At 65.8% G+C, this 23,482-nt stretch carries 25 protein-coding genes; 12 read left to right on the top strand and 13 right to left on the bottom strand.

The annotated features are described in order from the left end of the window. Positions 1-13 precede the first annotated feature (13 nt). Positions 14-1,708 (top strand): amidohydrolase, encoded by a 1,695-nt coding sequence (locus MKP08_RS07050; protein ID WP_241555474.1) that lies wholly within the window; start codon positions 14-16, stop codon positions 1,706-1,708. Between the two features lie 336 nt (positions 1,709-2,044). Next, positions 2,045-2,266: a hypothetical protein gene (locus tag MKP08_RS07045; RefSeq protein WP_215228798.1), complete on the top strand. Its 222-nt coding sequence runs from the start codon at positions 2,045-2,047 to the stop codon at positions 2,264-2,266. A 221-nt stretch (positions 2,267-2,487) separates the two neighbouring features. Here MKP08_RS07045 and tatC read toward each other — a convergent pair whose 3' ends face one another. From tatC to MKP08_RS07000, 9 genes are all read right to left on the bottom strand, one after another. Then, the gene (tatC, locus tag MKP08_RS07040) at positions 2,488-3,285 is read right to left on the bottom strand and encodes a twin-arginine translocase subunit TatC (protein ID WP_241555473.1); all 798 of its coding nucleotides are present in this window, start codon (positions 3,283-3,285) and stop codon (positions 2,488-2,490) included. Between the two features lies 1 nt (position 3,286). Continuing rightward, positions 3,287-3,685 (bottom strand): Sec-independent protein translocase protein TatB, encoded by a 399-nt coding sequence (gene tatB / locus MKP08_RS07035; protein ID WP_241555472.1) that lies wholly within the window; start codon positions 3,683-3,685, stop codon positions 3,287-3,289. Between the two features lie 21 nt (positions 3,686-3,706). Further along, positions 3,707-3,967, bottom strand: coding sequence for a twin-arginine translocase TatA/TatE family subunit (gene tatA, locus MKP08_RS07030; RefSeq protein WP_241555471.1), 261 nt, complete (start codon positions 3,965-3,967; stop codon positions 3,707-3,709). Between the two features lie 63 nt (positions 3,968-4,030). Then, on the bottom strand, positions 4,031-4,684 hold the full coding sequence (gene scpB, locus MKP08_RS07025; RefSeq protein WP_241555470.1) for an SMC-Scp complex subunit ScpB: 654 nt from the start codon (positions 4,682-4,684) through the stop codon (positions 4,031-4,033). Beyond that, positions 4,681-5,487 (bottom strand): ScpA family protein, encoded by an 807-nt coding sequence (locus MKP08_RS07020; RefSeq protein WP_241555469.1) that lies wholly within the window; start codon positions 5,485-5,487, stop codon positions 4,681-4,683. The genes scpB and MKP08_RS07020 overlap by 4 nt, the downstream gene beginning before the upstream one ends. Beyond that, positions 5,484-6,503 carry a beta-N-acetylhexosaminidase gene (nagZ, locus tag MKP08_RS07015; protein WP_241555468.1) on the bottom strand — a complete coding sequence of 340 codons (1,020 nt, stop codon included), beginning with the start codon at positions 6,501-6,503 and terminating at the stop codon, positions 5,484-5,486. The genes MKP08_RS07020 and nagZ overlap by 4 nt, the downstream gene beginning before the upstream one ends. Positions 6,504-6,577: 74 nt before the next feature. After that, entirely contained in the window at positions 6,578-7,309 is a 732-nt protein-coding gene (locus MKP08_RS07010; RefSeq protein WP_241555467.1) for an SPOR domain-containing protein, read from the bottom strand. A gap of 1 nt (position 7,310) precedes the next feature. Further along, a complete protein-coding gene (gene argS, locus MKP08_RS07005) occupies positions 7,311-9,056 on the bottom strand; it encodes an arginine--tRNA ligase (RefSeq protein ID WP_241555466.1) in 1,746 nt (581 codons plus the stop codon). 100 nt (positions 9,057-9,156) lie between these two features. After that, positions 9,157-9,807 (bottom strand): hypothetical protein, encoded by a 651-nt coding sequence (locus MKP08_RS07000; protein WP_241555465.1) that lies wholly within the window; start codon positions 9,805-9,807, stop codon positions 9,157-9,159. 91 nt (positions 9,808-9,898) lie between these two features. Here MKP08_RS07000 and ispH point away from each other — a divergent pair, with 91 nt between their 5' ends. The 3 genes from ispH to rnhA are packed head-to-tail and all read left to right on the top strand — an operon-like array spanning position 9,899 to position 12,289. Further along, on the top strand, positions 9,899-10,873 hold the full coding sequence (ispH, locus tag MKP08_RS06995; protein ID WP_241555464.1) for a 4-hydroxy-3-methylbut-2-enyl diphosphate reductase: 975 nt from the start codon (positions 9,899-9,901) through the stop codon (positions 10,871-10,873). 16 nt (positions 10,874-10,889) lie between these two features. Beyond that, complete coding sequence (thrB, locus tag MKP08_RS06990) at positions 10,890-11,849, top strand: homoserine kinase (protein ID WP_241555463.1); 960 nt, start codon at positions 10,890-10,892, stop codon at positions 11,847-11,849. After that, positions 11,846-12,289 (top strand): ribonuclease HI, encoded by a 444-nt coding sequence (gene rnhA, locus MKP08_RS06985; RefSeq protein WP_215228808.1) that lies wholly within the window; start codon positions 11,846-11,848, stop codon positions 12,287-12,289. Before thrB ends, rnhA begins: the two co-directional genes overlap by 4 nt. Here rnhA and MKP08_RS06980 read toward each other — a convergent pair. Both MKP08_RS06980 and MKP08_RS06975 read right to left on the bottom strand, forming a co-directional pair. Continuing rightward, on the bottom strand, positions 12,286-13,386 hold the full coding sequence (locus MKP08_RS06980) for an FAD-binding oxidoreductase (RefSeq protein WP_255750523.1): 1,101 nt from the start codon (positions 13,384-13,386) through the stop codon (positions 12,286-12,288). The genes rnhA and MKP08_RS06980 overlap by 4 nt on opposite strands. A gap of 10 nt (positions 13,387-13,396) precedes the next feature. Beyond that, on the bottom strand, positions 13,397-14,368 hold the full coding sequence (locus MKP08_RS06975) for an alpha/beta fold hydrolase (protein WP_241555462.1): 972 nt from the start codon (positions 14,366-14,368) through the stop codon (positions 13,397-13,399). A gap of 87 nt (positions 14,369-14,455) precedes the next feature. On the opposite strand from MKP08_RS06975, the gene MKP08_RS06970 reads away from it, so the two are divergent. From MKP08_RS06970 to MKP08_RS06940, 7 genes are all read left to right on the top strand, one after another. After that, a complete protein-coding gene (locus tag MKP08_RS06970) occupies positions 14,456-14,947 on the top strand; it encodes a prepilin peptidase (protein WP_215229642.1) in 492 nt (163 codons plus the stop codon). An 84-nt stretch (positions 14,948-15,031) separates the two neighbouring features. Continuing rightward, a complete protein-coding gene (gene cpaB / locus MKP08_RS06965) occupies positions 15,032-16,201 on the top strand; it encodes a Flp pilus assembly protein CpaB (protein ID WP_241555461.1) in 1,170 nt (389 codons plus the stop codon). Positions 16,202-16,257: 56 nt separating this feature from the next. Beyond that, positions 16,258-17,868: a type II and III secretion system protein family protein gene (locus MKP08_RS06960; RefSeq protein ID WP_241555460.1), complete on the top strand. Its 1,611-nt coding sequence runs from the start codon at positions 16,258-16,260 to the stop codon at positions 17,866-17,868. A gap of 14 nt (positions 17,869-17,882) precedes the next feature. Further along, positions 17,883-18,548 (top strand): CpaD family pilus assembly protein, encoded by a 666-nt coding sequence (locus MKP08_RS06955; RefSeq protein ID WP_215228812.1) that lies wholly within the window; start codon positions 17,883-17,885, stop codon positions 18,546-18,548. 4 nt (positions 18,549-18,552) lie between these two features. Further along, on the top strand, positions 18,553-19,848 hold the full coding sequence (locus MKP08_RS06950) for a pilus assembly protein CpaE (protein ID WP_241555459.1): 1,296 nt from the start codon (positions 18,553-18,555) through the stop codon (positions 19,846-19,848). A gap of 41 nt (positions 19,849-19,889) precedes the next feature. Beyond that, a complete protein-coding gene (locus MKP08_RS06945; protein WP_373418099.1) occupies positions 19,890-20,864 on the top strand; it encodes a type II secretion system F family protein in 975 nt (324 codons plus the stop codon). Positions 20,865-20,871: 7 nt separating this feature from the next. Then, positions 20,872-21,891 (top strand): type II secretion system F family protein, encoded by a 1,020-nt coding sequence (locus tag MKP08_RS06940; RefSeq protein WP_241555457.1) that lies wholly within the window; start codon positions 20,872-20,874, stop codon positions 21,889-21,891. 4 nt (positions 21,892-21,895) lie between these two features. Here the strand turns inward: MKP08_RS06940 and MKP08_RS06935 are convergent, their stop codons facing one another. Both MKP08_RS06935 and MKP08_RS06930 read right to left on the bottom strand, forming a co-directional pair. Beyond that, the gene (locus MKP08_RS06935; RefSeq protein ID WP_241555456.1) at positions 21,896-22,363 is read right to left on the bottom strand and encodes a MarR family winged helix-turn-helix transcriptional regulator; all 468 of its coding nucleotides are present in this window, start codon (positions 22,361-22,363) and stop codon (positions 21,896-21,898) included. A 244-nt stretch (positions 22,364-22,607) separates the two neighbouring features. Then, entirely contained in the window at positions 22,608-23,393 is a 786-nt protein-coding gene (locus MKP08_RS06930; protein WP_215228816.1) for an SDR family NAD(P)-dependent oxidoreductase, read from the bottom strand. Positions 23,394-23,482 lie beyond the last annotated feature (89 nt).

Genomic DNA, 23,482 nt, shown 5'->3' with positions numbered 1-23,482 from the left:
AATCCCTGCGCCCATGAAAGCCGTCTCCATTCTCTGTCGCCACTTCCTCGCCGCTCTCGCGCTCTGGTCCCTTACCGCGCCTGCCCAGGCGGACGTGCTGGTCGATAATATCGAGGGCATTCGCCTCGACGACGAGGGGAAGGTCGACCGCTTCACCGGCCTGTGGATCGACGATGGCGGGCATATCCTGCAGGTGCTCCACCGCGGTGACAAGCGCCCGCAGGGCACCACCTATCGCACCGACGGGCGTGGCCGCATCGTCATTCCGGGCATGATCGACGCCCACGCGCACGTCATGGACCTGGGGTTCGCGCAGCTTGAGCTCGACCTTTCGGACACCACCTCGCTGGCCGATGCGCTGACCCGGATCGGCGCGTTCGCCGCCGCGCATCCCGATCGGCCCTGGATCCTGGGCCGCGGCTGGAATCAGGAGAAATGGGGGCTGGGCCGCTTCCCCACTGCGGCGGAGCTCGATCAGGCGGTCGGCGACCGGCCGGTCCTGCTCGACCGGGTAGATGGACACGCTATCTGGGCCAATTCCGCAGCGATGGAGCAGGCCGGCATCACCCCATCTACGAAGGACCCCGTCGGCGGCCGCATCGAACGCGTGGCGGGCTCGCGAAAGCCCGCGGGCGTGTTCGTGGACGCGGCCATGCCTCTCGTGCGCCAGGCGGTGCCCCAGCCCCGCCCGCTCGATTACGACATCGCGCTGGGCGAAGCGCAGAAGTTGCTGCTGGCGAACGGAATCACCGCCGTCGCCGACATGGGCACTGACGTGCCCGCCTGGCAGGCCTTCCGCCGGGCGGGTGACGAAGGGCACCTCAATGTCCGGATCATGGCTTATGCGGCGGGGCTCGACGCGCTGGAGACGATCGCCGGGCCGCGCCCTACCCCGTGGCTCTATGGCGACAAGCTGCGCGCCGGGGGGATAAAGCTGTATCTCGACGGGGCGCTGGGATCGCGCGGGGCCTGGCTGACCGCCGACTATGCCGACGATCCCGGCAACAGGGGCTTGCCCCTGCTGAACCCCGCGCAACTGCGCAATCTGATGAGCCGCGCGTCGATGGACGGTTTCCAGGTGGCGATCCACGCGATCGGCGATGCCGCCAATCGCGAGGCGCTGTTGGCGATCGAGGAGCTCGCGCAGACCTATACAGGCGACCGCCGCTGGCGCATCGAGCACGCGCAGATCGTGGCACCGGGGGACATTCCCGCCTTCGGGCGCGACGGCATCATCGCCTCCATGCAGCCGACCCACCAGACCTCCGACCGGCTGATGGCGGAGGCGCGGCTGGGTCCGGACCGGCTGCAGGGCGCCTATGCGTGGAAGAGCCTGGCGGACGCAGGCGCGACTCTCGCTTTCGGGTCGGACGCGCCGGTAGAGGCGCCCGATCCCTTCGCGGGCTGGGCCGCCGCGATCTCACGCCAAGACGCGCGGGGGGAGCCGTTCGGCGGGTGGATGCCGCAGGAACGGGTCAGCAGGGAGGCCGCCTTCGCCGCCTTCACCGCCGATGCCGCCTATGCCGGTTTCGCGGAAGGTCGGTTCGGTCGCCTCGCCCGGGGGGAGCGAGCCGATTTCATCGTGATCGATCGCGACCCGATGCTGGCCTCTCCCGACCAGTTGGGCCAGACCAAGGTCCTCGAAACGTGGGTTTCGGGGGAGAAAGTCTATTCGTCGACAGCGCAGCCATCCGCCGGCGGGCGCTGACGCGCGATCCGGTAACCTGATCGTAACCCATTGTTCGTAACGCCCCACAGGCGTGGAAAGGTCGAAGGGGTTCAGGAACTTTTGGGGTTCGTTCCGCGTATAGGTAGGTGAATGTACGGCGTTTTCGCTGGTGCTCCTCGCATGTAATGCACGGACTGCCGTCAGCACATCGCCACGATGTTGATTTATGCTAGGGAAATTGGGAACTGCGGCCTGTTTTCAACACTTTCGCGAAGATTGTGCAAATGCGAAGTTGGATGAGGCAAAAAGGTTGAAGTGACCACTCGAACGGCTTAGAGGCCCTGACTGAAACGAATTACTACTCGGAGATTGTTTATGAAGACCCGTATTCTTACCGCTGCCGCCACCGCTCTGGCGCTGGTTTCCGTCCCGACCATGGCGCAGGCCGAAGTGTCGCGTGACGCGGCTCCCGTCGAAGGCGAGAGCAACCTGGCCGGTGGCTCGGGCGTGATCATCGGCATCCTCGCCGTTGCCGCGATCATCGCCGGCATCGTGGTTGCTGCCGACAGCGACGACGAAGAGCCGATCAGCTTCTAATCTCCGCTGATACGCTACAAAAAGGGGGCGAGGTCACACGATCTCGCCCCCTTTTTCGTGCGTTGAACACGTGTTGGATGTCAGCGCCGTCTTCGCGAACTTCGCGGGCACAACCTTGGACTTCGCCGACACAACGTCGAACTTCTCCCACCGCTGCCGATCGTGTCGAACAGCGTAGGAAACTGATGAAACGCCGCCCAATCGCGGGGCCTGGATGGGGATTAGCTGGAGGGTTCCGTCGTTTCCGCAGCCGCAGAACCGGCGCTTTCCCGCCGCTCGCTGAACCGCATGATGACCAGCGATCCCTCGAACAGCAGATAGAGCGGAATGGCCAGAATCAGCTGCGATCCCGGGTCCGGCGGTGTCACTATCGCCGCGATCGTCACCACCGCGACCATCACGTAGCGCCGATAGGCGGCGAGCTGCTTGCGCTCCACCAGCCCCGCGCGATGCAGCAGCAACAGCAGGACGGGCAGCAGGAAGCTCACCCCGAATGCCAGGATGAACTGCATCACCAGGCTGAGATAATCGCCCGCACTCGGCAACGCCTCGATGCTGATCCCGCCAGCGGTCCCCTCGAATCCCAGAAACCAGCGGAACGCCGTCGGCATGACCACGAAGTAAGCGAGGGATCCGCCCGCTATGAAAAGCACCGGCGTAGCGATGATAAACGGCAGAAACGCGCGCTTTTCCTTCGCATAGAGGCCCGGCGCGATGAAGGCCCAGATCTGGTTGGCGATGACCGGGAAGCTGATGAAGAACGCCGAGAACAGGGCGACCTTCAACTCCACGAAAAACACCTCGTAAAGCTTCGTATAGATCAGCCGACCCTGCCCCGGGGGAAACGCCTCCAGCAGCGGTCGGGCGAGGAAACCCAGGATGTCGTCCGCAAAGTACAGGCATACGCCGAACGCGACCACCAGCGCCGCGAGCGCGCGCATCAGTCGGGTCCGTAGTTCGATCAGATGGTCGAGCAACGGTGCCTGCGTATCGTCGATATCGCGCAGCTTGAATGCCATGTCAGACCTCCTTGCGGTCCGATTCGGGGGTGCCTTCGGCACCCTCTGGCGCGGCATTTTCCCGCTCGCTCTCCGCCCCGCTCGCATCCGACCGCGCTTCTGCGGTGGCCGTGTTTGCGGGAGCGGACTCTGCCGAAGGAGCCTCGAGCGGCGTCATCTGGTCGGCGGGATATTTCGCCATGATCGCTTCGTTCTGCTCACGCCATTTGCGATCCATCTCCTCCATCTCCGCTTCGCGGATCATGGCGTCGAGACCGCTGCGGAAATGGGCGGAAATGCGCCGCATCTTGCCGATCCACCGCCCGGCGGTGCGCAGCGCGAGCGGCATGTCCTTCGGGCCGATCACCACGATCGCCACGATCGCGATGACCAGCAGCTCGCTGGCACCGATATCGAACATGGGCTTCCAGCCTTCCGGGCGTCAGCCCTGCTTGTCGGACCGCTCGCTCGGCTGCGGATCGCGCGCCGCGGTGTCGGCGGGCTTCGCCTCGTGGCGCGGCCCTTCGATCCGGCCGGAGGGCGTGGAAGAGGAACCGGACGTGCTGTCGGGCTCGTTCATCCCTTCCTTGAAGCTTTTGATACCCTTACCGAAATCGCCCATCATTTCGGAGATGCGCCCGCGCCCGAACAGCACGAGGATGACGATGGCGATGATGATAAGCTGCCAGGGACCGAGGCTCATGGATAATCTCTTGGTTAGCGTTGAAGCGCCGATATACAGGTTCGCGGCGGGGAGTGCCAGCGATCATCCACCTTCGGAGTTGGCGTCGGTGTCGGCCTCGGCTTCGTTCTCTTCCGGATCCGAACCGGTCAGTGCGCCGAACGCATCGTCCACCGGGTCGAGCAGACCCGCCACTCGCAGCTCATCGATGCCAGGCAGGTCGCGGCGGCTTTCCAGACCGAAATGATCGAGGAAGGCAGGTGTCGTCGCGTAGATGACCGGCCGGCCCGGCACCTCCCGCCGCCCCGCGACCCGTACCCACCCAGCCTCCATCAGCACGTCCAGCGTCCCCTTCGCCGTCTGCACGCCGCGGATCGATTCGATCTCCGCTCGGCTGACCGGCTCGTGATAGGCGACGATCGCCAGAACCTCCGTCGCGGCGCGACTGAGCCGGCGGACCTGCTCGCGCTCTCGGCGCAGCAGATGCGCAAAATCGGGTGAGGTCTCGAAATGCCAGCGCTTGCCGCGCTCCACCAGCTGGATGCCCCGGTCGCGATAACGCTCCGCCAGCGCGCGCAACGCTTCGCGCAACGCCGCGGGTTCGGCACCGCCGAGATGCCCGGCGATCGCCTCCACGGTCATCGGCTCCTCCGCCGCGAACAGCGTGGCCTCGATCGCCCGTTCGAGGTCGGTGGCGAGATCGTCGGACGATTGGGTGAGCGTGGGCGTATCGCTCATCCCGGTACCCGGCGCAGGTGCAACGGACCGAAGATATCCTCCTGCCGCAGCTCAGCCCGGCCGAGGCGAGCGAGCTCCAGCGCCGCGACAAAGCTGGAGGCAAGCGCGGATCGGCGCAGGCGCGGTTCGGCATGGGTGGGCAGGAAATCCTCCAGCACCATCCAGTCCAGCGTCACTCCCAGCATGTTGGAAACCCGCTCCAGCGCGCTGTCGAGCGTCATCACCGGGCGTTCGCGCACCATATGCACGGCGGGCGCGGTGCGTGCCTTCACCCGGCCATAGGCCTGGATCAGATCGAACCAGTCCGCCTTCCACCGCGTGCGGCGATCGACCCGTAGCCCCTCTGGCGCGCCGCGCACGAACACGTCGCGCCCGATCCGGTCCCGCGCCATCAACCGCGCCGCCGCCTCCCGCATCGCGCCCAGCCGCTGAAGCCGCAATTGCAGGCGCAAGGCGAGCTCTTCTGGGCTGGGGTCCTCCTGCTCCTCCTTCGGCAGCAGCAGCGCGGATTTGAGGTAGGCGAGCCACGCCGCCATCACCAGATAGTCCGCCGCGAGCTCCAGCTTCAGTGTCTCCGCCTGCTCCAGATAGTCTAGATACTGGTCGACCAGCGCGAGGATGGAAATCTGGCGCAGATCGACCTTCTGCCGCCGGGCCAGGTCCAGCAGCAGGTCGAGCGGCCCCTCCCAGCCGTCTATTTCGAGATAGAGCGCACTTTGGTCTTCGGGGGCGGTCCCGGCGATTTCCCAGTCGTCCCCGTCCCGAAGGTCTTCGTCCTCCGCGATCGGGGCATGCCCGCTCATGCGGCGAGCCCGGCCGCCGTAAACAAGGCGTCGCGCTTCGCCAGCAGGTCGCGCCGCTCGCCCTCGGTGGGTTTGCTTTCCATCGGTTCGAGGGCCCGCGCCAGTCGGCCCGATCCTTCCTCCGAGAGAGCGGGGCATCGTTCGGCAATTCCCTCCATCTCGGGAATCTTGGCCCAGCAATTGAGCACCACGTCGCACCCTGCGGCGAGCGCTTTCTCGGCACGGTCCGGAATGTTGCCCGACAGCGCCTGCATGTCGATATCATCGGTGAGCAGGAGACCGTCGAACCCGATCGTTTCGCGAATGATCCGCTGGATTACGAAGGGAGACAGCGTTGCCGGATTGTCCGCGTCCCACGCCGTGAACACGATATGCGCGCTCATGCCGATGGGCGCGTCGGCCAGCCGCCGGAACGGGGCGAGATCGGCTTCCAGCTCAGCCGCGCTGGCTTCCACCACCGGCAGCTCCTTGTGACTGTCGGCCATTGCCCTCCCGTGGCCGGGCATGTGCTTGAGGCAACCGGCGACGCCCGCCCTCCCCAGCCCTTCCATCAGCGCGCGACCGAGCGCCGCGACCCGCATCGGATCGCCGCCCAGCGCGCGATCGCCGATCACCCCGTCGGTTTCGGGGCGGCGCACATCGAACGGCGCGTGGAAATCGACATTGATCCCCGCCTCCGCCAGGTCGCGTCCCATGGCCTCCGCGTTCATGCGGATGGCCTCGATCGCGGAGGCGGGGGCAATTTCGTAAAGTCGGTCGAAAGCTTCCCCGGCTGGATAGCGGGTCCAGACGGGCGGCTTCATCCGCTGCACCCGCCCGCCTTCCTGATCGATCGAAACCAGCAACCTGTCGCGCCCGTGAATCGCGCGCAGATCGTCGGTGAGCGCGCGCAGCTGCTGCGGATCGACGCAATTGCGCGCGAACAGGATGTAGCCGACCGGATCGGCGTCGCGGAAGAAGTCGCGCTCCTCCCCGGTCAGGGTGGGGCCGGACAGGCCAAAGATCGCTGGCGTCATGATGGACGGGAAATTTGCAGGAAAGCCGGCGCGCGGCAAGGCAAAGCGTGATCTCGCCGGTGGACAGCGCCCCCCTATTTCACCTGGCAGGCGACGCCATCGGCCTTGAGCGCGCGGCACAGCGTATCGGCGGCTTCGCGAGAGCCGGTGATGGCCTGAAGCCGATAGACGGTCCCGTTATCCACCGTGCCTTCCAGCACCCGGTGACTGACGCCCTGCAGCTTCTCCGTCTGCCCGTTCAGAGTCTGCCACCCCCGCTCGGCCAGCGCTTTGGTGGAGAAGGCCCCGACCTGAACCCCGACGCCGCTGGCAGAAGGCGCGGGCGATGGCTTCGCATCCGGTTCGTCCGATGCGGGCTTCGCGCTGGTGGAGGAGGCGGTAGGGGTAGGCGTGGGCGACGGCTTCGCATCCGCGATGCGGCCCTCTCGCGTCTGACCCTGACCGACCGCGGGAGCGACGTCGCCGGTGTTGGCGAACTCCTTGCCGCCCGCATCCTCCGGCCGCTGTTTGTACCCGTCTTCGGGAGCGGCGATCGCGCTGCCGTCGCCCGCCAGTTCCGCATCTGAACTGGGGCGGGAGAAATACCAGATTGCCCCAAGGATCACGACGAGCGCGATCAAGGCCAGCAACGCGAAGCCGACCATCCGCGACGTGTCGGTGCCTTGCCCTTCGACGTAATCGGACGATTCCAGCCACGGGAGCGAGTCGTCGTCGTTGAGCGCGAGTTCCTCGTTCGTCTCGTCCTGGTGCAGGCGCTGGTAGGCGGTCTGGTATTCGCCTTCCTCGTCATGCCGATCGTCGACCACGCTACATTTCCTCCACCGCCTGTACGCCCAGGAGGGCGAGACCGTTGCGCACAACCTGCCCGATCCGGGCGACGAGGAAAAGCCTCGCCGCGGTCAGCGCCGGATCCTGTGCCACGATGACCCGGTTCGCGGGATCGTCGTTCCCCGCATTCCAGTAGGCGTGGAATTCGGCGGCGAGGTCGTAGAGATAGAACGCGATCCGGTGCGGCTCGCGCGCCGACGCCGCCGCTTCCACCACGCGCGGATATTGCGCGGCCATGCGAACCAGTGCGAGATCGCCAGAATTCAGCCGATCAAGCGCTTCGTCGGAAGGTGATATCCCCTCCTCGCGTCCCTTGCGCAGGGTCGAATGGATCCGCGCATGCGCGTACTGGACGTAGAAGACCGGGTTGTCCTTGCTCGTCTCCACCACCTTGGCGAAGTCGAAATCCATCTGCGCCTCGGGCTTGCGGGTCAGCATGGTGAAGCGGACCACGTCCCTGCCCACTTCCTCCACGACTTCGGCGAGCGTCACGAAATTGCCCGACCGCTTCGACATCTTGACCGGTTCGCCGTCGCGCAGCAGCTGGACCATCTGCACCAGCTTCACGTCGAACGGGATCGGTTCGCCCTGTTCCTGCGAAAGCGCCGCCACGGCCGCCTTGATCCGCTTGACCGTGCCGGCGTGATCCGCGCCCCAGATGTCGATCAGCGCATCTGCGCCTTCCGCCTTCTGCATGTGATAGGCGAGATCGGCCCCGAAATAGGTCCATTTGCCATCGCTCTTGCGGATCGGGCGATCCTGGTCGTCGCCGAATTCGGTCGACCGGAACAGCGGCAGCTCGACGGGCTCCCAATCGTCGGGCGTCTTGCCCTTGGGCGCTTCCAGCATGCCGTCATAGACGAGGTTCGCGGCCCGCAGCTTCTCTTCCGCCTGTTCGGGCTTCCCCGCCGCCTGCAGCTCCGCCTCCGAAGCGAACACATCGTGCCGGATGCCGAGCGTCGCCAGGTCGGCGCGGATCATGTCCATCATCGCGGCGACCGCCGTCTTGCGGAATACGGCGAGCCATTCGCTTTCCGGCGCGTCGCGATATTTCTCGCCGAACTCGCCTGCGAGCACTTGGCCGACCTGCTTCAGATAATCGCCGGGATAGAGCCCTTCCGGTATCGTGCCGATATCGTCGCCCAGCGCCTCGCGATACCGCAGATGGGCGGAGCGGGCGAGAACGTCGACCTGCGCGCCTGCGTCGTTGACGTAGTATTCGCGGATGACGGTATGCCCGGCGTGCTCCAGCAGGCTGGCGAGCGCATCGCCCACCACCGCGCCGCGGCAATGGCCCATATGCATCGGCCCGGTCGGGTTAGCGGAGACGTATTCGATGTTGACCGTGGAGCCTTCGCCCATGCGCGACCGCCCGTAATCGGGACCCAGCGCGTGGATCGCGCGCAATTCCTCCAGCCAGACCCGGTCGAGAAGCCGCAGGTTGATGAAGCCCGGACCCGCAATCTCGGCGCTTTCGATATCGGGTTCGCGCTCGAGATGCTCGACGATCTTCTGCGCCAGCGTGCGAGGATTGGTCTTCGCCTGCTTGGCAAGCACCATCGCGGCATTGGTTGCGAGATCGCCGTGAGCGGGATCGCGAGGCGGTTCCACCGCCACGCCGGAACGCGGCGTGTGCGGGGGCAGCGAGCCTTCCATTTCGAGCGCGGACAGGATCGCGTCGATCCGTTCGGCAAAGGTGGCATGAAGGGTGTGGGGGTGGGTCATGGGCGACATCGCGCTTTATGCGCCCCCATGCGGAGGGGGCGGGTCTGACGGGAGCCCGCCACCATGGCGAGCCGGATGGATGGCTTGGGCCGGCCGCGCCTCAACGCGTGGCGTTGTAGGCGAGCTGGTCCTGCCCCAGCTGGAACCCTACCAGCACCTCGAAATTGGCGCGCTGCAATGCAGCCTTCACCTCGGGATCGGCCAGCGGATCGAGCGCGGCGTCCGCTTCGCCCGCCTTGCGCTCGCGCGTGATCTTCGCGCGGATGTCGTCGGGCAGAGTGGCCTCGGCGCGGTCGATGAACGCCCCGCCCTGCGCACTGGCGCTGGCGCGGCCCTGCCCGTCCGCGAACTGGACCGTTACCGTCCCCATACGCTTGCTGACCACCGCGCTCCCGCCCCGCAGGACGGTGACGAAGTACGGCAGCTCGACACTGCGCGCGCCGCGCGTGTCCATCCGGCTCGCCAGCACGTCGAACTTCACGTTGGCGTAAATCTTCTCACCGGTCTCGTCGCAGGTGCTGCGTACATCGGTGAGCGTCGCGGTCACGTCGATATCGGAGGCGAGCGTCGAACCGGGAGTACGGAAGGTGGTGATGTCGCCGGTATATTGTGGCACCCCGACCGCGGGGCATGCGGTACGCGTGGCGCGCACGCCGACGCCCTCGGCAACGACCAGCTCGCCCTCGCGCGAGCAGCCGGCAAGCGTTGCGATCGCTACGGCGACGGCGAAGATGCGTGCGGATTGGTTCATCGGTCGAACTCGGTTCCCTGGGTCTGCCTGTGGTCTGCAATATGCCCGCGTGCCCTAGCGACCCGCGGCCGAAAGCGCTAGAGGCGCAGGAATGAACGCACCCTTTCCGTTGTCGTCCGAAGCCGAGGGCAAGCCCGGCCTGCAATTGCTGATCGCCGCGCCGCGCGGTTTCTGCGCCGGGGTCGATCGCGCGATCGAGATCGTGGAGCGCGCGCTGGAGCGCTATGGCGCGCCAGTCTATGTCCGGCACGAGATCGTTCACAACCGCTATGTGGTCGAAACGCTGAAGGAGAAGGGCGCAGTCTTTGTCGAGGAACTGGACGAGGTGCCGGACGGCGCGCACGTCGTCTTCAGCGCCCACGGCGTGCCCAAAGCCGTTCCCAAGGAGGCAGAACGCCGCGAGCTGTCTTATTTCGATGCGACCTGTCCACTGGTGAGCAAGGTCCACCGCCAGGCGGAGCGACAGATCGAGAAGGGGCAGCACATCATCTTCATCGGCCATGCCGGGCATCCCGAAGTGATCGGGACCATGGGTCAGGTCGAAGACGATCAAATGACACTGGTCGAATCGGTGGAAGACGTCGCCCGCCTGCCGTTCGGACGCGAACATTCGCTCTCCTACCTGACCCAGACGACGCTGTCGGTGGACGACACAGCGGAAATTGTGTCCGCTCTGGAGGACCGTTTCCCCCAGATCGTGGGGCCGAAGGCAGAGGATATCTGCTACGCAACGTCCAACCGGCAGATGGCGGTCAAGAAGATTGCGCCAGGCAGCGATCTGGTGCTGGTGATCGGTGCGCCCAATTCGTCCAATTCCGTGCGACTAGTGGAGGTCGCCGAACGGCTCGGCACACCGGCCCGGCTCATCCAGCGGGCAGAGGATATCGATCCCGCTTGGCTGGAAGGTGTGGGCACCATCGGCCTGACCGCGGGTGCTTCCGCCCCGGAAACCCTGGTCCGCGAGGTCGTCGCCAGGCTGGGACAATGGCGGAGCGTCGAAGAGCGCACGCTGAGCAGCGCGGAAGAAAACATGGTCTTCAAGCTGCCGCGCGAACTGGTCGACTGATCCTCTCCGCACGCGCGTGGCAGTCTATACCCATCTCACGACCGAAGAGCTCGCGGAGTTCGTCGCGCACTATGCGGTCGGCGCGCTGCGGTCTGCCAAGGGTATCGCGGAAGGCGTATCCAATTCGAACTGGCTGATCGAGACCGCCGGTGGACGCTTCATCCTGACGATCTACGAAACGCGAACCGACCGCGAAGGCCTGCCGTTCTTCCTCGGCCTGCTCGATCATCTGGCTGAGAAGGGCGGACCGGTGCCGCGGGTCATCCACGACCGGGACGGCGCGGCCTTCCGGAGGATACACGACAAGCCGGCGGCCCTGATCGAATACCTGCCCGGCGTCGCGCCCGACCGGCCGGACCCGGCCCAGGCGCATGCGGTCGGAGCGGCGCTGGCCCGGCTGCACCGCGATGCAGTCGATTTCGGCGGGACCCGGCGCAACACCATGGACCTTCCCGAATGGCGGCGGCTGCTGTCGGGGTGCGGCGCGGACGGGCTAGACCGGATCGATCCGGCACTCGAGTCGCTCGTCGAACCCGAGCTCACGGCGCTGGAGCGGGACTGGCCCAGCGGCCTGCCGCGCGGGATCATCCATGCGGACCTGTTTCCCGACAATGTGCTGATGCTCGGCGACGAAGTGACCGGGATGATCGATTTCTATTTCGCCTGCGAGGATCTGCTCGCCTACGATTTCGCCATCACCCACGCGGCGTGGGCCTTCGACAAGGGCGGCGGCTTCCGCCCAGAGATCGCCGCCGCTCTCGCGCAAGGCTATCAGAGCCAGCGGGAGTTCGCCCGCGCGGAGAAGAACGCTCTGCCGATGCTGGGGCGCGGGGCGGCGCTGCGCTTCGTCGCGACACGGGCGTGGGACTGGCTCCACACCCCGGCCGACGCGGTCGTGACGCGCAAGAACCCGATGGATTTCGCGCGCCGTCTTGCCTTCTATCGCGATGCGGGGGAGGAGGCGTTCGCCCTATGAAGAAAGTCGATGTCTTTACAGATGGTGCCTGCAAGGGGAACCCCGGCCCGGGTGGCTGGGGCGCGCTGCTGCGCATGGGCGCGCACGAGAAGGAGTTGTCGGGGGGAGAGCCCGATACCACCAACAATCGGATGGAAATGACGGCGGTCGTTCGTGCGCTCGATGCCCTGATCGTGCCGTGCGAGGTCAACCTGCACACCGACAGCCGCTACGTCATCGACGGGATGACCAAGTGGATCCACGGCTGGCAGAAGCGCGGCTGGGTGAACGCCAGCAAGAAGCCGGTCCGCAACGACGATCTGTGGCACGAACTGATCCGTGCGGCGGGACCGCATCTGATTCGCTGGACATGGGTAAAGGGCCATTCCGGCCATCCAGAGAACGAGCGCGTCGACCGGCTCGCCAGCGACGAAGCCGAACGGTTCATGCGCGGCGGTTAGGCGAAGCGGCCCGGGCGGTAGAGCCCGGCATCCAGCGGCGCGGTCATCGCGTCGCGCGGGGCATCGAGCAGTAGCTGGCTGGCGAGCCGGGCCGCGGCGGGCGCGGTCTGAATGCCGAAGCCCCCCTGCCCGGCGAACCAGAAGAACCCATCTACTGTCGGGTCCCAACCATAGACGGGTGCGCGATCGGGCGAGAAGCTGCGCAATCCGGCCCAGCGCCGCTCGACCCGCGTCACCTTCGCGTCCACCGTCTGCTGGTAGCGCTCGATCGCCTCGGCGATGGCGATTTCCTCGGGCGCGGCATCGACCGCGGGCGAGGGGGTTTCGTCGTGCGGGCTCAGCCACAAGCGGCCACTCTCCGGCTTGAAGTAGAACCGACCGTTAATGTCGAGCACCAGCGGCGCAGCGGGATCGGTTGGCGGATCGGTCTCGACTTGCGCGACGGTCCGGCGCAGGGGCTGAATGCCTAGAGCGCGCGCGCCGGCCATCCGCGCGACCTCGTCTGCCCAGGCGCCTGCGGCATTGACGATGGCGGAAGCCTGCCAGCTGCGGCCGCGTTCGTCCGCTATCGCCCAGCGCTCTGCGTTCCGTTCGATCCGGGCGATCCGCGCGCGGCATAGCGGGCGTGTTCCCGCTCGGGCGGCCAGTGCGAGATAGTGCTGGTGAAGCGCGGCGACGTCGATGTCCGAACAATGCGGCTGCCAAACCCCTTCCGTCCATTCCGGGAGCAAATCGGGGAGGCGCGCGCGCATGGCGACCGCACCGATTCGCTCAATCGTCGCGCCTGTGTCCGAGAACCGGTTTACGAAGGCATCGATCAGCCCAGCATCGTCGCTTTGACCGATGGTCATCGCACCGCGAAGTTTCAGGAACCCGCCATCGCGCAGATACGCGCCGGAGGCGAGGGTGAGTGGGACAATGGCGGGGCCGCCATAGCATTCCTCCCAGAACGCAGCCGAACGTCCGGTGGTGTGATAACCCGGTCGTTCCTCCGCCTCCAGCAACAAGACCCGCGCGTTCGGGGCGCATTCGGCTGCCAGGCTGGCCCCGGCCATACCCGCGCCGATCACCGCAATATCGTAATGCTCCTGCGTCAAGCCGCTTCCCTCAGCGCGGCGCGGGCGCTTCGCGGGCGAGGAAGTCGGCGATCGTCTCCATCGCCCGGTCGCGCACTGGATCGGCTTCGCGCAGTATCTCGTGACGCGCTTCTTCGCCGAAAGCGACCAGTTCGGCATGCGGAAGCCGCTCCGCCGCCCGTTCGATGGCAGCAAAGGAGACCAGACGGTCGACTCGCGTCGCGATCAGGAGGACCGGCAGATCGACTTTTTCCAGCACACCCGGCGCGGCAAGCGCGCGCATGGACGCCATGGCCCGTTCGACCCAGCCCCAGCTGCCCGGCCCCATCGCCAGCCCGGGACGCGTTTCGCGCCACGCGATCTCGTCCTCATACCGGTCCTCGTCATGAGTCAGCAGCGCGACCCGCGTCGTCGGCAGCACGCCGGGCTTCTCGCTCCACTTCCAGGCCGGGCGCCGCGGATCGCCCAGCGCGCGCATGACCCGCGCGATCGTGTGCATCACCGCCGGGGGGAGCGGCTGACCGACGAAGCCCAGCATCGGTGCGGATAGCACCAGCGCGGTAGGATCGACCTTGCCCTCTACCACGGCACGCAACGCCAGGTGGCCGCCCATCGAATGGCCGATCAGTACATGGGGCGCAGGCGTCGTCACCTTCCATTCCGCCCACAGGGCCGCAAGGTCGCGCACCCAGTCGGCGAAATCGGCGACGTGGCCGGTCAGCGGATCGGTCCCCAAACGGCCCGAACCCGCCTGCCCGCGCCAGTCGGACGCGGTGACGCGCCAGCCCGCCGCGTGCCATTCACCCAGCGATTCGAGGTATTTCTCGTAAAAGTCGCCGCGACCGGGCAGGAACAGGATCGATCCGCGGGTAGCGGAACCTTCGCCCCAGTCGATCCGCCGCACATCGGCACCGCCCGGCGCACGCCATCGGCTCTCCCGCGCACCGTACGGAATCGATCGGCGGGAATGCTGCCTAGCGGTCGCCTGTCCGGTTTCGATCATGCTGCGCCTCCGGGCGGCAAACGTGGTTACTATTTGGTAAGCCCTGCCCTGTAGCACGGCGTGCACGCATTCATGCACGGGGGCTTCATGCAGCACGACAGCTTTCACTACGGACTGCTCGCAGCCTTGGCAATCGCGCTGCTCTACGCCGCCTTTACCGACCTGCGGCATCGCCGGATCGACAACTGGCTTAACCTGGCGATCGCGCTCGGTGCGCCGCTGTTCTGGTGGAGCAGCGGCCTGTCGCTGTGGCCGGGCGTCGCGATCCAGCTGGGTATCGCGCTAGGGACTTTCGCGATCACCGCCGGCCTGTTCGCCATCCGGGCGATGGGCGGCGGCGATGTGAAGCTGCTGACCGCACTCGCGCTGTGGATCGCGCCCGCCCTGTTCCTACAGCTGATCGTCCTCATGGCGATCTTGGGCGGCGTGCTCACGCTTGTCTTCGGCGCGTGGCATATCGCGCGCCGGCGCAAGGACCGTCTCGCCGTGCCCTATGGCGTCGCGATTTCGTGCGCCGCGCTGTGGGTAGTGAGCGCGAACTACCTCGCATTGCCCGGATTTACGCAAGTTTTCGGGTGAACTCCTTTTTAACCATTTTTCCCGTAGTCCAACGGGTGAACCGGGCCCGAAACGGGTCGGGCGATTAGGGGGCCTCCAAGAGCCATGGACCGGAAGAAAGTCATATTGATCGTCGGCGCGCTGTTCGTTGCGATTATCACCGCGCTGGCCGCGCGCAGCATGATCGTCGGCTCTTCGGCACCCGAAGCGAGCGCGGTCCCGGCCCAACCTGCGGGGACCCGCGTCCTCGTCGCGCAGCGGGCGCTGCCCGCCGGCACCATCATCACCGCCGACGCGATCGGTTACCAGCAATGGCCGGACGGGCTGATGAAGGACGCCTATTTCATCGATGGCCAAACCGATATCAACAAGCTGCTAGGCACCGTCGTCCGCCTGCCGATCACTGCCGGCGAGCCGGTGACGCAAGGCGCGCTGGTCGCACCGGGCGATCGTGGCTTCCTGGCCGCGGCACTCGCCCCGGGCATGCGCGCCGTCACTATCCCGGTCTCGGACATGACCGGCGTCGGCGGCTTCATCTTCCCAGGCGACCATGTCGACCTGATGCTGACCCAGTCGATCGCGGGCGACGACACCACCAGCGGTCTCAACGCGACGGAAACCTTCCTGCGCAATCTGCGTGTCCTCGCCACCGACAAGAAGACCGAGACAACCAAGGGTGAGGACGGCAAGACCGAAGTCACCGGCTTCACCACCGTCACGCTGGAAGTTACGCCGAAGATGGCGGAAAAGGTCGCAGTAGCGCAGACGATCGGGACGCTCAGCCTGGCGCTGCGCTCGCTCGCCGACAACCAGGACGATCTCGAGCGCGCGATCGCCGAAGGCGACGTGAAGATCCCCGAAGATGCGACGCCGGAAGAGGAAGAGCGCCTGCTGCGCAGGGCCGCCTCGCGTCCGACCGACGGCGGCAGCAGCTATGCCACCGGGGGCGATGTCTCCCGCTTCCAGAACCGCACGTTCGTTCGCTCTCGCCCCGCGTCTCAGCAACAGCAGGGACAGGCGCAGATGCCGATGAACTACCTGCCGATGCCCGGTACCGCTCCCAGCCAGCCCACCGGCCCTATCGTGCGCGTCACCCGCGGCACCGATACCAGCGCGGTCGAGATCAATCGCAACGGTCAGGCGAAGCGGTCTGATACCGGGGGCGCTACCACCAATGACGCGCAAGCAGCCGCGATGGTCAACCTTCTCAATCAGATGTCCGCCAACGGCAACCGGAACGCCGGCAATGCCGTGTCCAACCGGATCGTGCAGTGAGGCACCGGATGCTTGCTTTCCCATCTCGTTCGACGGCAGCCGCGAAAGGCAAACCGATGACTCACCGCATTCTCGCCCGGGCGCTCGCCCTCGGCATCGCCGCGCTGCCTCTCGCCGCCCTACCCGCAGCATCGGCGAACGCGCAGTCCATCGTGCGCCCCTCGCAGGACATCACCCTATCGATCGGGCGCGGCGAGTTGGTCTCCATTCCCGCGACGCTGGCAGACGTGTTCGTCGCCAATAGCGAGATCGCGGATGTGCAGGTCAAATCGCAGCACCAGCTGTATCTCCTGGGCAAGGCGGGCGGCGAAACCACCGTCTATGCCAGCGACGCGAAGGGGCAGGTGGTCTGGGCGGCCAATGTGCGCGTCGGGTCGAACATCGGCAGCATCGACCAGATGCTGGCGCTCGCCATGCCGGAGGCGAAGATCGCCACGGCGAACATCGGAAGCAACACCGTGCTGCTGACCGGCACCGTTACCCAGCCCGACGACGTCGCCGAGGCGGAGCGGCTGGTTGCCGCATTCCTGGGCGATCAGACCAACGTCATCAGCCGGCTGCGCATGGCGACCCCGTTGCAGGTGAACCTGCAGGTGCGCTTCGCCGAGGTCAGCCGCTCGCTGGTGCGCGAGATCGGATCGAACCTGAAGACCCGCGACACAACCGATGGCTTCATGTTCGGGGTCAATCGCGGTCGCAATTTCGGTAATATTACGGACATCGACGTCTCGAATCTCCCAGTGGTGGACGCGTCGGCGCAATTCGGCCTGCCTGCAGGTTCGATCTCGCTCCCCTTCGATCCCGTCACGCGCCAGTTCGTGTTGGGTGGGTCCGCTTTCCCCATCGCCTCCAACAACGTCGGGCAGACCGCTATCACCCTGGCGGGCCGCCTGTTCGGGCTGGATATCTCGCAGGCGTTCGACCTAGGCGAGCGGCTGGGTCTGATCAGCACGCTGTCGGCACCCAATCTTACCGCGATCTCGGGCGAGACCGCGACGTTCCTGGCGGGCGGGGAATTCCCCATTCCGCTGAACCAGGGCTTCGGTCAGACGACGATCGAATTCAAGAAATACGGCGTCAGCCTGGAGTATACTCCGGTGGTGCTGTCCGACGGACGGATCTCGCTCCGTGTCCGTCCGGAAGTGTCCGAACTGTCCTCGCAGAATGCGGTCTCGCTGGGTGGTTTCCAGGTCCCCTCGCTGACCACGCGCCGGGCCGAAACCACGGTCGAGCTCGGCTCGGGCCAGAGCTTCATGATTGCCGGTCTGATGACCAACAACATGCAGAACCAGATCGAGAAGACCCCCGGTCTCGGCGACGTACCGGTCCTGGGCAATCTCTTCCGCTCCAGCGATTTCCGCCGGGGCGAAACCGAACTGGTGATCGTCGTCACTCCCTATCTGGTGAAGCCGGTCGATGCGAAGGACATCGTGCTGCCCACCGATGGCTTCCACGTGCCAGACGAATTGCAGCGCAATACCATTTTCAAGAGCAATGCCGGTGTTTCCGGTGAACAGCGCCCCGGACCTGTTCAGCGCGATGCGGACGCGGTTGGCGCGCCCGTGATCGGTCAGCAGCCACCCGCGGCCCAGGCGCTCCCGCCCCAAAATGTCATGGGCGAGCGCAAGACCGATCCGAATGCCGCCCCCGGCTTCAGCATGAAATGAGCGAGGTGAACGCGATGTCTCCTACCAAAGCCCTGACCGCTGGCATGCTCGCCGTCCTCGCCGGATCCGGCCTGGCCGGTTGCGGCAGGATGGCCGATAACACGTCGCTCTATTCTGTCCATCAGCCCGTGGTCGAACGCAGCAATTACACGATCGATCTGCGGACCGGTCCCGGCGGGCTACCCGTGGGCGAGGAAGGTCGGCTGGCCGGGTGGCTGGAAGCTATGGACCTCAAATACGGCGATCGCCTGGCGATCGAAGATCCGGCGATGAGCCCCGCCACGCGCGACGAGATCGCGCGCCTCGCAGCCAAGCATGGCATCCTGCTGAGCGAAGGCGCGCCGGTCACGCCCGGCTATGTCGAACCGGGTAGCGCGCGGGTGGTTCTGACCCGTACCACCGCCAGCGTGCCGGGCTGCCCGGACTGGTCGGTGAAGACCGATTTCAACCCCCGCAACGGCAACAGCTCCAACTATGGCTGCGCGGTCAATTCCAATCTCGCTGCTATGGTGGCCGATCCGGAAGACCTGGTGCGCGGTCAGGATGGGACGGAACAGCAGCTGATCTACGGTGCCAGCCGTGCCGTGGCCAAGGGGCAGGCACCGTCGACGAGCGGCTCTGCCGGAGGCGGTACCTCGGGTGGTTCGGGCGGCATATCCCTAGGCGGATCGGGAGACTGACATCATGAACGCACCCTGGAACAGCGCGAGCCGCGCCCCCGTCAGCGCCTATATCTGCGATACAGCGGCGCTCGACACGGTCCGTAGCGCGGTCGCCGAAATGGGCTGGTCGCCGGAACTGTGCCACAAGGGCGGCCTGCGCGACGCGGTGCAGGCGCTGGCTGTGAGCGCGAGCCCCAACATCCTGCTGGTCGACCTGTCGGAATGCGGCGATCCGCTGAACGACATCAACTCCCTGGCCGAGGTCTGCGAACCCGGTACGGTGGTAATCGCGATCGGCCAGATCAACGATGTGCGTCTTTATCGCGGTCTCCTGGCCAGCGGCATGCACGACTACATGCTGAAGCCGCTGGCGCTGAAGACAATGTACGAAGCCCTGCAGGAAGCGCAGGAGATATTCACCGCGCCGAAGGCGGGCGAAGGCAATACCGGGCGGCGGCATATCAGCACCGCGATCATCGGAACGCGCGGCGGTGTCGGCGCGTCCACGCTGGCGACGTCGCTGGCTTGGGAGTTCAGCGAGCAGCACAAGCTGACGACCGCGCTGTTGGACCTCGACATCCATTTCGGCGTGGGGGCCCTGACCCTCGACCTCGAGCCGGGTCGCGGCCTGACCGACGCGATCGAGAACCCCAGCCGCATCGACGGCCTGTTCATCGAACGCGCGATGATCCGCGCCAATGCGAAGCTCGCGATCCTGTCGGCGGAAGCGCCGATGAATGCACCGCTGCTGACCGATGGCGCGGCCTTCGTGCAACTGACGGAAGAGTTTCGTCAGGCGTTCGAACTGACCGTGATCGATCTGCCGCGCAACATGCTGATCAACTTCCCGCATCTGCTCAACGACGTGAACGTGGCGGTCATCGCGACCGAGATCACCCTGGCGGCCGCGCGCGACACCATCCGGATTCTCAGCTGGATGAAAACCCACGCCCCGCATGTCGAGCCGGTAATCGTCGCCAACAAATCCCAGCCGGCGGTGGCCGAGATCAGCAGGAGCGATTTCGAAGCCTCGATCGAGACCAAGATCGACTTCGTCGTGCCGCTCGATGCGAAGGCCGCTTCCAATGCCGCCAAGCTGGGCCGCGTGCTTACCCATGCCACGCCATCGAGCAAGGCCAGCGTAGTGATCCGCGAACTGGGCTCTCGGATCGCGGCGCTGGGCGACGATAGTGTTGATGGAGCCGGCAGTGTGAGCAATACGCAGAAGAAATCGCTACTCGAAAGCCTCGATCTCAAGTCGCTCATTCCGGGGGCCAAGAGCTCTTCGAAACCGAAAGAGAAAGCCGCGGCGCGCTGAGGCGCGGGCGCGAGCGAGAGCGGAGACAGGGAAGCGGCGATATCGTGAGCACCGATTTCATCTTGGTCCTATGTGGCGGTCTCGCCACGCTGGCGCTGCTTGCCTACGCTTTTCTCGGCGGGGCTTCTCCGGCCAAGGAAAGCCGACGCCGGCTTGAAACGGTGCGCTATCGCCATTCGCAAAACACCGAGACCAGGGTCGAATCCCAGCTCAAGAAAGCCATCGCTTCGCGCCGGTCGCAAAAGGGTATGTTCGCGACCGACTCGACGCGCATGCAACAGATCCAGAACCGGCTCGACCGCACCGGCAAGGGATGGTCGGTCACCGGCTACATGAACACCTGCATCGGTCTGGGGCTGGTGGTCGGCGGGCTCGTTTTCCTGAAGTCTGGCGCGCTGTTCCTGGGCCTGTTCGTCGGGGTGATCGTCGGCCTCGGGCTTCCCCATCTCTATGTTAGCCGCCTCATCACGAAGCGTACGGCGCAGTTCAATGCGCGGTTCCCCGATGCGATCGAATTGCTGGTTCGTGGCCTTCGATCCGGCTTGCCCGTCACCGAGACGCTGCAGGTCGTCGCGCGGGAGGTGCCGGGGCCGGTAGGCCAGGAATTCAAGGGCATCTGCGAGCGTATCCGGATCGGGCGCACGATGGACGAGGCGTTGCAGGTGGCGGCGGAAAAGCTCGGTATTCCCGAATTCAACTTCTTCTGCATTTCGCTCGCCATTCAGCGCGAGACCGGCGGCAACCTGGCCGAAACGCTGTCCAATCTCTCCGAAGTGCTGCGCAAGCGCAGCCAGATGAAGCTGAAAATCAAGGCGATGAGCTCGGAGTCCAAGGCATCGGCCTACATCGTGGGGGCCCTGCCCTTCCTCGTCTTCGGGCTCGTCTATTACATGAAGCCCGATTATCTGCAGGGCTTCTTTACCGAAGACCGCCTGATCATCGCCGGGCTCGGCGGAATGGTGTGGATGGGCATCGGCGCGTTCATCATGGCCAAGATGATTAATTTCGAGATCTGAGGCGAACGTGATCCTTCTCTCCTCCGCCACCGGCCCTACCCTCCTGGGCGTCGACGTGATCTTCGCGGGCACGGTGCTGGCCGCGGTCGCCGCGCTGTCGGTGCTGTTCGCGGTCTATACCGCGATGAGCGTGAAGAACCCCATGGCGAAACGCCTGCGGGCCCTGAACGCGCGACGAGACGAACTGAAATCCGGCATCGTAAAGTCGACCGCGCGCAAGCGGCAGAGCCTCGTCAAGCGAACCAACCAGACCGAACTGGTGCGCGAGCGGCTGGAGAAGATGAGGGTCCTCCAGCAAAGCCAGCTGAAGGACATCCGTCAGAAGCTGGCGCATGCCGGCTATCGCAATCCCGAACTCGCCTTCTTCGTCATCGGCGCGCGCATGGTGGTGCCAATCACGCTCGGCCTGCTGGTCTTCTTCGTGGTCTATCTGGGCAACTCCTTTCCCGAATGGGGCGATTTCAAGCGGTTCGCCACTTTCGCCGCAGCGGTCGGCATCGGCTACAAGGCACCGGAGATCTTCCTCAAGAACAAGGCGACCAAGCGGACCGCCGAAATTCGCAAGGGATTGCCCGACGCGCTGGACCTCCTCGTCATCTGCGCCGAGGCGGGCCTTACCGTCGATGCCGCCTTCGGCCGGGTGGCGCGCGAACTGGGCTCCGCCTACCCCGAACTGGGCGAGGAATTCACGCTGACCTCGATCGAGCTCTCCTTCCTGTCCGAACGCAAGCAGGCGTTCGACAACCTGGCCTATCGCGTGAACCTGGAATCGGTGCGCGGCGTGGTGACCACCATGATCCAGACGGAGCGCTACGGCACACCGCTCGCCTCCGCGCTGCGCGTGCTGTCGGCCGAGTTCCGCAACGAGCGGATGATGCGCGCCGAAGAGAAGGCGGCCCGCCTGCCCGCGATCATGACGATCCCGCTGATCCTGTTCATTCTGCCGGTGCTGTTCATCGTCATCCTCGGCCCCGCGGCGTGTTCCATCGCCGATGCCTTCGCGGCGGGCGGCCCGGTGAAGGGCTGATCGCTCAGCCCAGTTCGGGCGCGATCGATCCGGCGCGCTCGCGCACCCTGGCCAGCAGGGCGCGCAGGCTCTCCTCTTCCGCGGCGGTGAATCCTTCGAGCAGTTGCGCTTCGCTCTCGCGCGCAAGCGGCATGATCTGCGCGTAGATTCCGCGCCCCTCCTCCGTCAGCGCCAGATGGTGCGAGCGCCCGTCCTGCGCATTGGGTCGCCGGGCCGCCAGACCACGGTCGACCAGGGCCTTGCATGCCCGGTTGACCGCGACCTTGTCCATCAGGGTCAGCGCCACGAGTTCGCGCTGCGTACGCTCGTCCGCTTCGCCCAGCACGGCCATGATCCGCCATTCCCCGACCTTCAGACCGAACCGCTCCTGATAGAGCTGCGCGATCCGGCCGCTGACCGCGTTCGAGGCGATCGAGAGCTGGTACGGCAGGAAATCGGCGAGGACGGGAGCGGTGGTGGCTTTGCGAGACATGATCGTCATTCCTACTGCACCCACCGCATCGATCAAGCTTCGCAGCCCCTCGCTCGCGCCCCTTGCAGGCACATTCCAAGGCGCGGCGTCGGTGCGAAACCCTACACGATGGAACACATGGAACAGTGTACTGGGCCAGGAAAAACCCCTTCCCCGATACCCCGCAAAAGGGATCGGAAAAGGGGCGCATGAAGGAAGTCATCGGGCGCGGATTACCGCGCCCGAGCCGAGTAGGACAGGAGCCCTAGCGCGGGGCCATCCGGATCGCCCCGTCCAGCCGCACGTCCTCGCCGTTGAAATAACCGTTCTCGATCATGGTCATCGCGAGGTGGGCATATTCCTCGGGGTTGCCCAGCCGCTTGGGGAACGGCACCGAGGCATTCAGCGCGTCGATCGCCTTCTCCGGCAGGCCCATCAGCAGCGGCGTGTGGAAGATGCCGGGCAGGATCGTGTTCACGCGGATGCCTTCGTTCATCAGGTCGCGCGCGATCGGCAGCGTCATGCCGACCACTCCGCCCTTCGACGCGGAATAGGCCGCCTGGCCGATCTGGCCGTCTTCCGCAGCCACGCTGGCGGTGTTGACGATCGCCCCGCGCTCGCCCTCGTCGTTCAGCGGATCGAGGCTCATCATGCCCGCTGCCGCCTTGGCGATGCAGCGGAAGGTGCCGATCAGGTTGACCTGCACGACGAATTCAAACGCCGACACCGGGAAATGTTTGATCTCCCCCGTTTCCTTGTCGCGGCTCGCGGTCTTCATTGCGTTGCCGATGCCGGCGCAATTGACCAGGATGCGCTCCTGCCCATGGGCCTCGCGCGCCTTCGCGAAGGCGGCGTCGACCTCCTCCTCACTGGTCACGTTGACCTTGCAGAACACGCCGCCCAGCTCCTCGGCGAGAGCGTTGCCCTTCTCCTCGTTCATGTCGAACAGGGCGACCTTCGCGCCCTTCGCCGCGATCGCGCGCGCGGTGGCCGCGCCCAAACCGGAGGCGCCACCGGTCACGATGGCGGGGGTATTGCTGCTGACTTCCATTGATCTCTCCTGTGTTTCTCAGAACCGCTCGCCCTGAGCCTGTCCAAGGGCTGTCCCTTGCTCAAGCACTGCGCGCAAAGCGAGTACAG

It is taken from the genome of Erythrobacter sp. LQ02-29 (assembly GCF_022576075.2).
Taxonomy (GTDB): Bacteria; Pseudomonadota; Alphaproteobacteria; order Sphingomonadales; family Sphingomonadaceae; genus Alteriqipengyuania.
This window is presented reverse-complemented; position numbering and strand designations above follow the sequence as displayed.

What these genes read in the sequence shown, in the direction of transcription:
- MKP08_RS07050 (WP_241555474.1), top strand. Translation starts at nt 14, where the DNA reads ATGAAAGCCGTCTCCATTCTCTGTCGCCACTTCCTCGCCGCTCTCGCG.
- MKP08_RS07045 (WP_215228798.1), top strand. Translation starts at nt 2,045, where the DNA reads ATGAAGACCCGTATTCTTACCGCTGCCGCCACCGCTCTGGCGCTGGTT.
- tatC (WP_241555473.1), bottom strand. Translation starts at nt 3,285, where the DNA reads ATGGCATTCAAGCTGCGCGATATCGACGATACGCAGGCACCGTTGCTC.
- tatB (WP_241555472.1), bottom strand. Translation starts at nt 3,685, where the DNA reads ATGTTCGATATCGGTGCCAGCGAGCTGCTGGTCATCGCGATCGTGGCG.
- tatA (WP_241555471.1), bottom strand. Translation starts at nt 3,967, where the DNA reads ATGAGCCTCGGTCCCTGGCAGCTTATCATCATCGCCATCGTCATCCTC.
- scpB (WP_241555470.1), bottom strand. Translation starts at nt 4,684, where the DNA reads ATGAGCGATACGCCCACGCTCACCCAATCGTCCGACGATCTCGCCACC.
- MKP08_RS07020 (WP_241555469.1), bottom strand. Translation starts at nt 5,487, where the DNA reads ATGAGCGGGCATGCCCCGATCGCGGAGGACGAAGACCTTCGGGACGGG.
- nagZ (WP_241555468.1), bottom strand. Translation starts at nt 6,503, where the DNA reads ATGACGCCAGCGATCTTTGGCCTGTCCGGCCCCACCCTGACCGGGGAG.
- argS (WP_241555466.1), bottom strand. Translation starts at nt 9,056, where the DNA reads ATGACCCACCCCCACACCCTTCATGCCACCTTTGCCGAACGGATCGAC.
- MKP08_RS07000 (WP_241555465.1), bottom strand. Translation starts at nt 9,807, where the DNA reads ATGAACCAATCCGCACGCATCTTCGCCGTCGCCGTAGCGATCGCAACG.
- ispH (WP_241555464.1), top strand. Translation starts at nt 9,899, where the DNA reads ATGAACGCACCCTTTCCGTTGTCGTCCGAAGCCGAGGGCAAGCCCGGC.
- rnhA (WP_215228808.1), top strand. Translation starts at nt 11,846, where the DNA reads ATGAAGAAAGTCGATGTCTTTACAGATGGTGCCTGCAAGGGGAACCCC.
- MKP08_RS06975 (WP_241555462.1), bottom strand. Translation starts at nt 14,368, where the DNA reads ATGATCGAAACCGGACAGGCGACCGCTAGGCAGCATTCCCGCCGATCG.
- MKP08_RS06970 (WP_215229642.1), top strand. Translation starts at nt 14,456, where the DNA reads ATGCAGCACGACAGCTTTCACTACGGACTGCTCGCAGCCTTGGCAATC.
- cpaB (WP_241555461.1), top strand. Translation starts at nt 15,032, where the DNA reads ATGGACCGGAAGAAAGTCATATTGATCGTCGGCGCGCTGTTCGTTGCG.
- MKP08_RS06960 (WP_241555460.1), top strand. Translation starts at nt 16,258, where the DNA reads ATGACTCACCGCATTCTCGCCCGGGCGCTCGCCCTCGGCATCGCCGCG.
- MKP08_RS06955 (WP_215228812.1), top strand. Translation starts at nt 17,883, where the DNA reads ATGTCTCCTACCAAAGCCCTGACCGCTGGCATGCTCGCCGTCCTCGCC.
- MKP08_RS06950 (WP_241555459.1), top strand. Translation starts at nt 18,553, where the DNA reads ATGAACGCACCCTGGAACAGCGCGAGCCGCGCCCCCGTCAGCGCCTAT.
- MKP08_RS06935 (WP_241555456.1), bottom strand. Translation starts at nt 22,363, where the DNA reads ATGTCTCGCAAAGCCACCACCGCTCCCGTCCTCGCCGATTTCCTGCCG.
- MKP08_RS06930 (WP_215228816.1), bottom strand. Translation starts at nt 23,393, where the DNA reads ATGGAAGTCAGCAGCAATACCCCCGCCATCGTGACCGGTGGCGCCTCC.